This is a genomic window from Microcoleus sp. AS-A8 (genome assembly GCA_039962225.1).
Lineage (GTDB): Bacteria > Cyanobacteriota > Cyanobacteriia > Cyanobacteriales > Coleofasciculaceae > Allocoleopsis.
The window spans coordinates 437,302-450,148 of sequence record JAMPKV010000002.1 but is presented as its reverse complement, the minus strand read 5'-3'; the positions used below and the strand labels follow the sequence as shown (position 1 = coordinate 450,148).

The window sequence follows — 12,847 nt, the reverse complement described above, 5'->3', positions numbered from 1 at the left end:
AATGGTTGAGTCCGGTACATGAGATGCCAAGCGATCTCACTCATCCGTAACCTTGCCTCGCATTGTCTTAAGTTGCGATCGCTTAGTTTTGCTATCCAGACGCTTCCTCTGAGAACTCCGAGTCGGCTTACTGGGTTTACGGCGTTTGGGGATTGCGATCGCACTTTTAATCAAGTCTTGCAGTCGTTGCAACGCCTCTTCCCGATTCTGCTCCTGGCTGCGGTGTTCTTGAGCTTTGATGACAATCACCCCTTCCTTGGTAATGCGCTGGTCGGAAAGCTTCAACAGCCGCTCTTTGTAGCGATCGGGCAGCGAGGAAGCCACGATGTCGAAGCGCAGGTGAATGGCAGTCGCCACCTTATTCACGTTTTGTCCGCCTGCCCCTTGAGAGCGCACGGCACTCATCTCAATCTCATACTCTGGAATGCTCACGGTATTAGAAATTTGTAGCATAATTTAACAATTGCCCAGAGATGAGTCGCACCAGTCGTTGAGCAAATTTTACTCTGGTTCACCTTTATCGATTATCTCCTGGAAGACCGAGTTATAAGGGAAACAAGCCGATGGATCGATTGAACTTTAATGTAATCCAGCAATTCTGGACGATCGCCAAGTCCTATTGGTCAGGGGATGAAAAATGGCAAGCCAGAGGATTACTGCTGGGGGTCGTGCTGTGTCTGCTAGCGTATACGGGGTTGAGCGTCGTACTCAACAACAAGCGAGGAGTACTGATTTCAGCCCTCTCAGCGCGTGATGAGCCACGCTTCTGGCAAACCGTGATCATTTTCCTCGCTGTGCTGGTGATTTATGCACCATTGCTCGCAGGCTATACCTATCTGCGCGATCGCCTCAGTTTGCAATGGCGGAAATGGCTCACCCATCGATTCGTGGATAACTACTTTCGCGATCGCGCCTATTACAACCTGCATATCTCAGAAACCGAGATTGATAACCCAGATCAGCGGATTGCGGAGGATGTTCGCAGTTTTACCCAGGAGTCCCTCACCTTTTTGCTGCGGTTGGTGGAGTCGGTGCTGTCAACGATCGCCTTCAGCAGCGTGCTCTGGGGCATTTCTAAACCCCTGGTGTTTTTTCTGGTGCTGTATGCCCTGATTGGAACTGTGGTTACAAGCGCCGTGTTTGGTAAGCCGCTTGTCCGACTCAACTTTGAACAACTCAAGAAAGAAGCGAATCTCCGCTTTAGCCTAGTGCGAATTCGGGAGAATGCGGAAGCGATCGCTTTTTACCGGGGGGAGGAGCAGGAGTCGAATCAGGTCAAGCACCGATTTTTGGATGTGTTTGAGAATGTCAAACGGCTGCTGGTTTGGGAGTTGAACTTGAATGTTCTGACGAATGCTTATGAGTTTATCCCCTTCGTCTTGCCTGCCCTGGTTGTCGCACCCGCGATTTTTGCTGGAGAAATGGAGGTGGGTAAAGTTTCTGAAGCACAGGGAGCTTTTGTCCGAGTCTTCTTCTCGCTCAATGTTGTCGTTGCCCGCTTCCAGCAATTGACCACTTTTGGAGCTGGAATTAACCGTCTCTATACCTTTGCCCAGTTTTTAGAACAGACAGAGGCAACCCAGGCATCCGACGAGCAACCAAGGATTGAGACGGTTGAGGCAGATCGGCTGGCAGTCGAACACCTCAGTCTGCAAACTCCCAATTATCAGCGGACGTTGGTGGAGGATTTGTCGGTGGAGTTAGCTGCTGGACAGGGGCTTTTGGTGATGGGGCCGAGTGGTTGCGGCAAGAGTTCACTGCTAAGAGCGATCGCAGGATTGTGGGATTCTGGTGAGGGTGCGATCGTTCGTCCTGAATCCGACCAGATTCTATTTTTGCCCCAGCGTCCTTACATGGTGCTGGGTACCCTTCGCGATCAACTGCTCTATCCCAACACCCACCTTGAGGTTGACGACGAACACTTGAAGCAAGTTCTGGAGCAGGTGAACTTAGCGGGTTTAGATGAACGGTTTGGCGGCTTTGATGCCGAACAGGATTGGGCAGATGTCCTCTCGCTGGGTGAACAACAACGGTTGACCTTCGCCCGGTTGCTGCTGAACAAACCTAATTACGCCATTTTGGACGAAGCGACTAGCGCGTTAGATCTGGGCAATGAAGAACGGTTATATCAACATTTGCAGGAGAAAGGGACTACTTTTTTGAGTGTGGGACATCGCGCTACATTGGCAAATTACCATCAGTCTTTGCTGGAACTCTCCCAGGACAAAACCTGGCAGATTAAACAACCTCTAGCTCTTGTCGAAGAACAACCGGAGTCCCCGCAAGGGACTCAAGTCCCTTGCTAATAGCTCAAGTCCTCTTGCATAGGACTGCAACCTGCTCAGCCAGTCCGTTTCAACGGACTTTGGCTATGAGACAGGGGTTTGAACCCCTGGCGGGATAACAACGGAGAAATCAGCCATTGGAGGTTTTGTCAAGATGTCTACTGAATACCCTAATCACTGATGCAGCTAACAAATGCCGATTTTAAGGAAAAAGAGCGACACCTGTGCGATGCGATTGCAAATGCTGATGAATAGACTTTTAGCAACAGTTGAAATCTCTCATCTGTTGTCAGAATTGCTTAAAATAGCCTTTGGTTGATTCGTATCAAACAGAGAAGCAGACAACAGAATAACCGGACTGTCAGTTGTCACCCGTTTAGTACGGAGTGCCGTCTTTGTGAACAAATTTCCACAAGCCATCCTCCAGCAGGGCTTTGAGGTCATCATCGGGATAGCTTCCTTCATCTCCCGGTGTCCTGTCCCCGATTTCGAGGTACAGGACATCCTCTGAGGTTTCGTTGATCAAATGGTGCCCGTTGTCAGTGCCAGCCTTGAAGCCCGCACACATGCCCGGAGAGAGTTGTGTACGACCTTCGTCCGTGTGTAGCGTTGGGTGTCCCTGCAAAATGTAGATGAACTCGTCTTGTTTGGTGTGGGCGTGACGAAGGGCGGAAACGGCATTGGGAGCCAAGCGTGTGAGGTTGACGCCAAAGTTCGTGAGGCCAAACAGGTCACCAAGTGGTCGCTTTTCTCTGCCCACCATGCGCGACGCGAACGGTTCAGGATAGTTCGAGGGTTTGGTTCTTGCCGGGGCGTCCGATGCATTGATGGCGATCGATATGGCTCTTTCTGACATAGGAACTCGTGAGGCGGGATGATGAGGGCTAACTATGTATTCAACCTCACATTGGCTAGTTAAGCACCTATCTTTTCAAAGATTATCCGTCATATTCAATAGACTTATCCGAGATGAAAAGTGAGCGTTAATTCTAAATTAAATCGTTTCAAAAATTATTTTGAATCAACAAGTAAACTAAAGTAGTAGCTCTGGATTATTAAATAGATTACGCATTATATGCTAATTTCAAAGATTCAGATATTCAACTATAAATCATTCCATGATTCTGGTTGGATAGACTTTCGACCGGGAATAAACATTATCACAGGTCAGAATAGTGCAGGAAAGACAGCTTTACTCGAAGCTTTGGCACTAGATTTTCAAAATATACCTCATAAAAGCATTAGGACATTACCTACACCGTCTTTTCCATTACATCCTCAGTCTAAGGTCAACTTCTCAGTAAACCTTACAGAGCAAGAAGTGAAAGAAATAGTGGCACAAATTCCAAAGCCCTACTTTATACCTCATCCTATTTCAGATCCACTTGAAGCAATCCAACTATTTCAAAATTGGTTAGATAATCCAAATTTACAAACATACAGCTCGGCTATTGAAGGTGACTCAACTTTAATTGTTAATGATTCCAATCAAGGATTAACTATGGGTTTGTATGAAACAATTCCAGTAGTTTCTGGGGTCTGCAATCATATTCAACTTCTAGAGGATGTAAATGAGCGATTAACAACATCATCCTATTCAATGGGTGATAAAAGCGTAAATGAAGGCGTTTTTGGTCATTTTTTTAGAATTGTCCGAAAGCGAATTTACAGGTTTTTTGCTGAACGTCTGAATGTTGGTAGTTGCGGCAGAAGATTTAACTCAGAGCTTGAACCTAACGCATCTAATCTACCTGAGGTACTCGGCATACTGCAAGGCGAGAATCCAGAATTATTTAATCTCTTTAATCGTTATGTTTCTATAGTATTTCCCCAAATTAAACGAGTTACTGTTTCACAAGCATCAAATATTGAAATCAAGGTTTGGTATGTCGATCCTTCAACATACAGAAACGATTTATCGTTTCCATTGTCTGCTTGTGGTACTGGCATTGGTCAAGTTTTATCTATCTTATATGTTGTACTTACTGCACATAGCCCAAGAGTAGTGATTATTGATGAACCTCAATCTTTTTTACATCCTGGAGCAGCTAAAAAACTTATAGAAATTCTTAGAGAAATAGGTAAGAGCGGAAGCTTTCCACAACATCAATATATTGTTTCTACTCATTCCCCAACTATAATTGCTTCTGCCGAGCCTACCTCTATTGTAATGCTGCGATATATAGAAAGTTGTGAAACAGCACTCTCTGTAATGAATTCCGAAGATACACGAGAGTTAAGATTCCTTCTAGACGAAGTTGGAGTTAGACTGTCTGATGTATTTGGAATGGATAACATACTTTGGGTTGAAGGACCAACTGAAGAAAAATGTTACCCATTAATTATCAAGGAAATTCTCAATAAACCGCTTAGGGGAATTCAAGTTCTTGCAGTTAAGAGTATAGGTAATTTGGAAGGAAAACGCGCACGCGTTATTTTTGATGTTTACGATAAGCTCAGTGGCAGTCAAAACTTATTTCCTCCAGCAGTAGGCTTTTTATTTGATCGAGAACTTCGTACCGCACCAGAAATGGACGAGTTGCGGAAACGAAGTTCAAATCCGGTTAAGTTTTTACCTCGACGTATGTATGAAAATTACTTACTGCATTCTGAAGCTATAGCAAATGTTCTCAATAACCTGGATGAATATCGAGAGAACCTTATTACCGCTTCAGATGTTAATGTACTTTTGAACGAGGCAAGACAGGAAAAATCTTACTTTCCTAAAAATGTTTCAAATAACAACCTTTTAGATTGCCATTGGGTAGATATACATATTGATGCGGCAAGAGTCTTGAAAGATATATTTTCAAAATTATCTGAAAGCAGGGTAGAATTTTCAAAAACTAGAGATTCTGTAAAACTCACGGAATGGCTGATTAAGAATAAGCCTGAATCCTTAGAAGAAATCTCTAAGCTTTTAGATGAAGTACTTCCTGAGACTTAAAAAGGGGTACAGACAGTAAGCGATCGCACGCCGAGGTTCACTCCACTCAGCCAGTGATTTAAACTCTGGGAGAAGCTTTCAACCCGGCATAGAATAGCGAATAGTGTAATTATTGCGTGGCTCTCGCTGTGGCAACGATCGCGATTGAAATTCCAGACGACCTCTCAGAACAACTCACTCAATTAGGCGATCGCTTGCCAGAATTATTGCGACGGTGCGTTCAGCAAGCTATCCTTCCGGCTCACGTTTACCGCTACATTCTGGACTTTCTGAAGTGCATGAGTTCCCCGTCTTACGGCTCGTGAGCATTGACTAGCAATTGTTGGCGTGCCATGACTTGGTCACGCAGTGATAGCAGATATTTGTCCTTAATCCCGACAGAAAGCAAGCCATTAACAGTTTGCATCAGATAATCAGCGCAAGAACCGAGGTGTCCACTTGCTGTCGCAATGCTGTTAACAGTGGTTTCTTGCGACAACTCACCAGCATACCTCCGATGCTGACGGTTAATCACGAACGTTATTGCCTTAAACCCTTGCTTCCCATCTTCTACTTTCACCCAGCGGGGAACATAGGAACCAACAATCATTTCTCGTCGCCAAACCAGCGGCAATTCAGAAGATACATCCGCTGCCGCAATCCGGAAAGCAATGCCACGACAGCTACCACCGCGATCCAGACCCAGCACTAATCCAGGATTCTCTGGAGTGCCACGACCAGCAGGTACCCACAAGCAGAACCGTCGATGGAACCCGTAAATCATGCCCATACGACGCTCAACAAATGTGAAGACAGGGTTCCAGATCAGTGAGCCATAGGCAAACAGCCAGACATCTGAATCCGGTTGTTGTTGTTGCAACGTGTTAGACAGCGATGCTTGTAACTCGGCTTCACTGAGGAAAGATACAGTCGGGTTAGACTGCACGATCATCTCCTGCAAACGTCCTTTTTCAAGATCAGCTCGGGTTAATGACATGAATTAGCCTGGTATATGGACTTCCGGTGCGACTGCCAAGAAAAGGAATAATTCTCTGCAATTCTTAAATCAGGGACACGCACTTACCAAGGCAGCACCTCACCATTAGCGTGCCAAAAAGTACCTGTATTCTCCAGCGTCAACTCATCAATCCGAGCCAACAACCCCTTCACCGACTCCTCCGGTGTAATGCCACCAGAGGTAAAGTTCGTCATGCGGGTTTGAACTAACCCTGGATGCAGAATTGCCACTGCAATCCCACGCGGTTTGAGATCGAGAGATAGCGACTTGCCTGCCATCGACAACGCCACCTTCGACATCCGGTAGCCATAGGAACTGCCAGAGGTATTATCTGCAATTGAACCCATGCGACTCGTCATCAGTGCAATCTTGGAACCCGCTTTCAGGTTGGGAAGGAATGCATGGGTTACCCGTAAGGCACCGAGGGCATTGACCTCAAACTGTTCGCGAATACTGTCAAAATCCAAGTCTTCCAACGTTACACGCTTTACTATTCCCGCATTATTAATCAGAACATCGATCGCAGTATTACCTAGGCGATCGCGTAAGTCTGCAACGGAAGCATCCGAGGTAATATCCACCCCCTCCTCTACCTGCACGCCCAAATCCCTCAAGTCTTGGGTAGCAGTGCGACAGACGGCGATCGCCGTATCTCCCCGTTCTTTGATTTGGCGGCAGTATTCGTAACCAATCCCGCGATTTGTCCCTGTAATCAGATAAGTTGCCATCAGATTGCCTCAGTTCAGCCTTCGATTTCTTTGGGTACTTTATCAATTTTTCCTGATGCAGCCATAACGATGACGGATAAAGAAAAAGTAGATGCACCCTGATGTTACCCCCAGCGTTCGCGCTGGGGGTTTTTTATTGAATGTGTAAAAAACTGCATTAATACATCTCGTATTTCAACAAAGTACAAGGTATAGAACCGTTATAAACAGGCATACGACGAGCCGCTTTCAATCCTACCCGCTTTGCCAATTCCTTATTTCCCGTTAAAACAAACGCTGTCCAACCTTTAAAACGTTGCTTGAAAACATCACCTAACAGCTTATAAAAATCACCGAGTTCTGCCGCATCCCCCAGACGTTCTCCATAGGGCGGATTGCAAATAATCACACCCCTATCGGCTGGTGTTTCTACGTCTTTGAGGTCAGTTTGAGTAAACTTTACCTGGTCTGAAATACGACATTGTTGTGCATTAATTCGAGCTTGAGCGAGAATATCAGGGTCTTTATCGCTCCCTATAATTGGTGCTTTGAGTTGAGGGATTTGACTCTCTTCCGCCTCATCCAGCAACCGCGTCCAAAGTTGTTCGTCAAAATCATGCCATTTCTCAAAAGCAAACTCAGGACGAAACAATCCGGGGGCAATATTTAAGGCTTTTAAACTCGCTTCTAAAGGTAAAGTTCCAGAACCACACAATGGGTCTAAAAATGGCAGATTTGGCTCCCACTCCGCCATATCTAAAAGCGCTGCGGCTAACGTTTCCTTAAGAGGTGCAAGCCCCATTGCTGGTCGATATCCCCGTCGATGCAAACTGGCACCGGAACTATCTAAACTTAAAATACAACGGTCTTGATAGATATGGACGTTAATCAGTAAATCAGGATTTTCGGTATCAACGCTAGACCGCTGACCAAATTGGCGACGTTGTTGGTCGATAATGGCATTTTTAACTTGTAAAGCGGTGAAGTGGGTGTGATTCAGTTGGCGATTGCCTCCTGTTGCATTCACGGCGAGGGTATTGTGAGGCTGGATGTATTGCTGCCAATCGATTTTTTGCACCTCTGTGTAAAGGCGATCGGCATTAGGACAGGGGAATTCTCGTAGCGTAACGAGTACCCGAAAAACGGTTCTCGCCCAGAGATTTACTTGGTATAGTAAGGTGCGATCGCCCCTAAAATGTACCCCAGTAAAATCAGGACGAACTTCTTTTGCACCCAATCGCTCTAACTCTTGGGCAGTAATTGACTCTAAGCCACGAGCAACCGTAGCAAAATATTGGCTCATTCGCCTCCTTTGTTGTGCTTAGGCTACGCTTCAAAGCCTGTAAATGTTCTCAGTCATTATTAATAGTTAGCCCTCTTTAAGTTTTACAATAAATGGGCGCAGTTTTTAATTTTAAGTGAAATCACTCATGTCAGATTCGCTAAAACTTCCTAAAAAATTTATGCTCCTCGGCTCAGGCGAACTGGGCAAAGAATTTGTCATTGCAGCTCAACGGCTGGGTAATTATATCATTGCCGTTGACCGCTATGAGAATGCGCCAGCGATGCAAGTGGCGGATTGCTCAGAAGTCATTTCTATGCTAAGTGCAGATGATTTGGAACGAGTTGTTACTAAACATCAGCCTGATTTCATTATTCCAGAAATTGAAGCGATTAGAACTGAGAAATTAGTGGAATTTGAGCAGCGAGGAATAACGGTAATTCCTACAGCGATGGCAACCAATTATACGATGAACCGTGACCGAATTCGAGAACTGGCTCATCAACAGTTAGGCATCCGAACCGCTAACTATACTTATGCGACAAACTTAAATGAGTTTATTGAAGTTTCTCAAACAATTGGTTTTCCAAATGTGGTTAAACCTGTGATGTCTTCCTCGGGAAAAGGACAATCGGTGGTTAACTCTTTCGAGGAAGTAGAACAGGCTTGGAATTACGCGATCGCAGGCTCTAGGGGAGATACAAAAAAAATTATTGTTGAAGAATTCATCAACTTTGAGATAGAAATTACCTTATTAACCATTAAACAGTGGAATGCACCGACTATTTTTTGCCCAGCGATTGGGCATCGTCAAGAACGAGGGGATTATCAAGAATCGTGGCAACCGGCAGCAATTTCTGAACAACAGGTGAGAGAAGCAGAGGCGATCGCCCAAAAAGTAACCGATGCTTTAGGCGGTGCTGGAATTTTCGGCGTGGAGTTTTTTGTTACCAAGGATGAAGTGATTTTTTCCGAGCTTTCACCCCGACCTCATGATACGGGAATGGTCACTTTAATTTCTCAAAATCTGAATGAATTTGAGCTACATTTGAGAGCGGTTTTAGGGTTGCCAATTCCTAAAATAGAACAACTAGGCGCTTCAGCGAGTACTGTTATTTTAGCTCAAGATAATTCTGATTCAATCTTTTTTGCAGGCGTCGCGGAAGCCTTATCTGAACCCGATGTCGATTTGAGATTATTTGGCAAACCCGATTCACGTCCTTTCCGGAGGATGGGTGTCGCTTTAGCCAAGGGAAAAGATACTCAGGACGCTAGGGAAAAAGCGCTGAGAGTTGCCAGCCAGATTCAGCTTATTCATCAATGAGAAGACCGAGCAACGTTCTATAATTACTGAATAATTTCTCACGCTTAGAGCCGTTGCTCGATTAGTACAGCGCGGCGGAATAAAGCTACCCTTCAAAATCCCTGAAATGCTGACAGTATAAGCATTTTGACTTTTGAATTTTGAATTTTGAATTCCGCGAAGCGGTACAGTTTGTTCAGTGCGATCGCTCTTAGTCGCCTAGGGTGGACAGTGCAGACAAGCGTTATTGATAGCGGCTGAAGCTGTCCCGCCAACTGCCCACCCTACATAAATGCAGCTAAGTTGTAAGTTTATGTTTAAAATATTATTTAAGAAGAACTAGTAAAAGGAACTCGCTATTTCCAAATTTTCATCTCTTTGGAGAAAATATAACCTCAGGAGAAGACTTGAATGGACAGTTTACTGATTGATTCTAGCGGCGGAAATCTAGCCCTATTGCTGTCTTTAGTCCTTTTTCTATGTCTAATGCTAACGGTAGGATTTGCCACGCGCAATTTAGAAAATGCGATCATTTTTACCATCCTCGCTAGCACCCCATTACTTTTGTGGTCTGTAATGTCACATCTCCCGTAGTAATATGAATATACATAACAAGAACTCCTAGCTGGCATGAAGCCTTGACAATTAGGAATCCAGGGCGGATCAACCTAGTTCATCGCCAGAGTCTAAGAGTTTCGCCCTCTACGAAGATAGAGCGAGTCGGGTTGAACCCCAGATTTTCAGTTTGCGGATGATGAGGTACCTTGAGTTTATTGGTATCTATTCCTAAATTGATGTCTACTGGTTTTCTTCCATCCGAAATTGCTCAGTTAACCGAATCTACTTCTATTGCTCTTGCTCAAAGTATTGAGCAAATTCCGATTACAACTCCCCTGAGTGAACAGCCGATTTTAACGACTTATGTGCGTCAGGGTAGTGGCGGCACTCCCATTGTGTTGTTACATGGCTTTGATAGTTCGCTGTTCGAGTTTCGGCGTCTGATACCTTTGTTGGCGGCTGAGAATGAGACATGGGCTGTTGATTTGTTAGGCTTTGGTTTTACGGAACGCTTGCTAGGTATTCCCTTTAGTCCGGCGGCTATTAAAACCCATCTCTACTACTTTTGGAAAACACTGATTAATCAGCCAATGATTTTGGTCGGTGCCTCGATGGGAGGAGCCGCTGCTATTGATTTCACGCTCTCTTATCCGCAATTGGTTAAGCAGTTAGTTTTAATTGATACCGCTGGATATAAAGCCCCTCCGAACATTGGTAAGTTGCTGTTTCCGCCCATTAGCTCTTTGGCAACAAGATTTTTAAGTAGCCCAAAAGTTCGGCAACAAATTAGTACTAAGGCTTACTTCAACAAAAGCTTGGCTTCATTAGATGCCCAATTGTGTGCCGCCTTACATCTCAAATCACAAGGTTGGCACGACGCTTTGATTGCTTTTACGAAAAGTGGAGGCTATGTCTCGTTTGGGGAAAAACTTTCACACATTAAACAGCCAACCCTAATTTTATGGGGAGAATCGGATCGCATTTTGGGGACGGCGGATGCCTACAAATTTAAGGAAGCGATCGCACATTCTCAACTCATTTGGCTCGAAAATTGTGGACATGTCTCTCACCTCGAACAGCCCCAGAAGACAGCACAGCATATCCTAGAATTTCGGGATGAGCCGAACAACATCTAAAACAATTAACTTGAGAAGCTTACGGTCAACTGCCATGCCTTCGGCAACCCTCGCTGACTGTATACACCAAATTTCTGCCATTGCCACCCATCTTCAGCAGATTCCCAAAGAAGCGGCAGCCTTAGAGTTACAACAATGCCTGGAAATTTTGAAACGTGCTGAAATAACCCTGCATAAACGTGAACAAGAGTTCCGCGCCTTGGTAGAAAACTTATCCGATCCTGTGGCTCGACTCGATCGCGAAAGTCGTATTCTCTATATAAATCCCGTTGTAGCTAATATAACAGGATTACTTCCCGAACATTTTATTGGGAAAACGTCTCGTGAATTAGAAATGCGAGAAGATTGCGTTCGGTTGTGGGAAGCCGCAATTCAGCAAGTTTTTGAGACGAAACAAGAAGTGAGCATTGAGTTTGAATACGCTGGTATTCAGGGTATTGCTTACTTCCAAACTCGCTACGTTCCCGAATTGAACCTCGTTGGGGAAGTCGAAGCAGTATTAGCAATCTCTCGCGAGATCACTGAATTAAAGCAGACGCAAGCCCAGTTGCAAGAAACGCATAACTTGTTAGAAGCCGTGCTAGGCGAACGCGAACAAGCCGAGCAACACCTCCGTTTTCAGGCGCGCCTGTTGGATACCGTAATTTAGTTCTCATGGATAGTTTTCTGCTGGGGGAAATCGATGGCATCGAAGCATTCATCCTTAGGAATGACTCTAGTTCAAGGATTAGTAGAACAGCTAGAGGGTTCGCTGGAGCTTGATCGGAGTCAAGGAACCGAATTTAGAATTACCTTTCCAGGAAATGTAGCCTAATTTTCTCCCAGCATTTCCCAATTATTCCCTTAACCAAAGCTTACTCGCTGTTTAACACTTGGTTGTTAGCCTAACTAGCGCACCTCTAGTTACAACAGCCAAGCCCATGAATTTTTATCACCATTTCTGCTGGGGCATGATTTTAATACTCAGTAGTTTCGTCTCTACCATCTCCATTGCCTCCGCTGAATCGGTAGAGCGTAACTTTATCCTTAATTCTGAGGGCAGTCAATCCTTTGATATCCTCGTGCAACAAGCTCAAGATTTGGCACAAAGCTCAATAGAGCAGGAATTTATCGAGAATCCTGAAGTGAGTGAAGTCTCTATTCTCATTTTAGGAGAACACCAGGGACAGATCGTTCCACTGCTGCGATCGCAAGTTTCTCGCTCTGGATGGCAACAATACTCTAGGATATATCGATGGACTCGATATTTTGCCAACAATTCTAGAGTACTACTTGGCTTTAATCAACCTTCCGCTCCCCCTACCTCTCAAATCGATCCAGCACAGGAGCGTAGAAGGAGAAGAGAAAACGATCCGGCTTTTAGAGATGACTAACTCAAGTCTGAACTGTAAAGGATGAAGGATGAAAAACAATTTTAGCACTGTGTAAAAGATAAAAAACTCAAAAATTCATCCTTTTCATTTTTTCAAGATATTTTTAAAAAAAACATACACCTTGTCCAGGTTGACCAAAAATAAACCGTTAAGGTAACATTAATAAATAAATATTGACAATTAAACTTAAGATTACCCGTTCTTAATTTTGTAAGAGTAGGATTTTAAAATTGTTTGGAACTCATCTCTACCTTAGTTC

13 protein-coding genes are annotated in these 12,847 nt (G+C 44.6%); 8 read left to right on the top strand and 5 right to left on the bottom strand.

Annotated elements, in window-relative coordinates; genetic code table 11:
• Positions 1-36: 36 nt before the first annotated feature.
• Positions 37-453: an aminoacyl-tRNA hydrolase gene (gene arfB / locus NDI48_04965; protein ID MEP0830559.1), complete on the bottom strand. Its 417-nt coding sequence runs from the start codon at positions 451-453 to the stop codon at positions 37-39.
• A gap of 110 nt (positions 454-563) precedes the next feature.
• Here arfB and NDI48_04960 point away from each other — a divergent pair, with 110 nt between their 5' ends.
• On the top strand, positions 564-2,306 hold the full coding sequence (locus NDI48_04960) for an ABC transporter ATP-binding protein/permease (protein ID MEP0830558.1): 1,743 nt from the start codon (positions 564-566) through the stop codon (positions 2,304-2,306).
• A 355-nt stretch (positions 2,307-2,661) separates the two neighbouring features.
• Here NDI48_04960 and NDI48_04955 read toward each other — a convergent pair whose 3' ends face one another.
• A complete protein-coding gene (locus tag NDI48_04955) occupies positions 2,662-3,141 on the bottom strand; it encodes a cupin domain-containing protein (GenBank protein MEP0830557.1) in 480 nt (159 codons plus the stop codon).
• Between the two features lie 219 nt (positions 3,142-3,360).
• Between NDI48_04955 and NDI48_04950 the strand changes: the two genes are divergently transcribed.
• Entirely contained in the window at positions 3,361-5,232 is a 1,872-nt protein-coding gene (locus tag NDI48_04950) for an AAA family ATPase (GenBank protein MEP0830556.1), read from the top strand.
• Positions 5,233-5,348: 116 nt separating this feature from the next.
• Positions 5,349-5,537, top strand: coding sequence for a hypothetical protein (locus NDI48_04945; protein MEP0830555.1), 189 nt, complete (start codon positions 5,349-5,351; stop codon positions 5,535-5,537).
• On the opposite strand, the gene NDI48_04940 is transcribed toward NDI48_04945, so the two are convergent.
• From NDI48_04940 to NDI48_04930, 3 genes are all read right to left on the bottom strand, one after another.
• Entirely contained in the window at positions 5,525-6,208 is a 684-nt protein-coding gene (locus NDI48_04940; GenBank protein MEP0830554.1) for a gamma-glutamylcyclotransferase, read from the bottom strand. The two genes, NDI48_04945 and NDI48_04940, sit on opposite strands and share 13 nt — an antisense overlap.
• 83 nt (positions 6,209-6,291) lie before the next feature.
• Positions 6,292-6,957: an SDR family oxidoreductase gene (locus NDI48_04935; GenBank protein MEP0830553.1), complete on the bottom strand. Its 666-nt coding sequence runs from the start codon at positions 6,955-6,957 to the stop codon at positions 6,292-6,294.
• 157 nt (positions 6,958-7,114) lie between these two features.
• A complete protein-coding gene (locus tag NDI48_04930; GenBank protein ID MEP0830552.1) occupies positions 7,115-8,239 on the bottom strand; it encodes a class I SAM-dependent RNA methyltransferase in 1,125 nt (374 codons plus the stop codon).
• 127 nt (positions 8,240-8,366) lie between these two features.
• Here NDI48_04930 and purT point away from each other — a divergent pair, with 127 nt between their 5' ends.
• From purT to NDI48_04905, 5 genes are all read left to right on the top strand, one after another.
• Positions 8,367-9,542 (top strand): formate-dependent phosphoribosylglycinamide formyltransferase, encoded by a 1,176-nt coding sequence (gene purT, locus NDI48_04925; protein ID MEP0830551.1) that lies wholly within the window; start codon positions 8,367-8,369, stop codon positions 9,540-9,542.
• A gap of 390 nt (positions 9,543-9,932) precedes the next feature.
• The gene (locus tag NDI48_04920) at positions 9,933-10,115 is read left to right on the top strand and encodes a hypothetical protein (protein MEP0830550.1); all 183 of its coding nucleotides are present in this window, start codon (positions 9,933-9,935) and stop codon (positions 10,113-10,115) included.
• 200 nt (positions 10,116-10,315) lie between these two features.
• Positions 10,316-11,215, top strand: coding sequence for an alpha/beta hydrolase (locus NDI48_04915; GenBank protein ID MEP0830549.1), 900 nt, complete (start codon positions 10,316-10,318; stop codon positions 11,213-11,215).
• The gene (locus NDI48_04910) at positions 11,196-11,864 is read left to right on the top strand and encodes a PAS domain-containing protein (GenBank protein ID MEP0830548.1); all 669 of its coding nucleotides are present in this window, start codon (positions 11,196-11,198) and stop codon (positions 11,862-11,864) included. Before NDI48_04915 ends, NDI48_04910 begins: the two co-directional genes overlap by 20 nt.
• 271 nt (positions 11,865-12,135) lie before the next feature.
• On the top strand, positions 12,136-12,588 hold the full coding sequence (locus tag NDI48_04905) for a hypothetical protein (GenBank protein MEP0830547.1): 453 nt from the start codon (positions 12,136-12,138) through the stop codon (positions 12,586-12,588).
• Positions 12,589-12,847 lie beyond the last annotated feature (259 nt).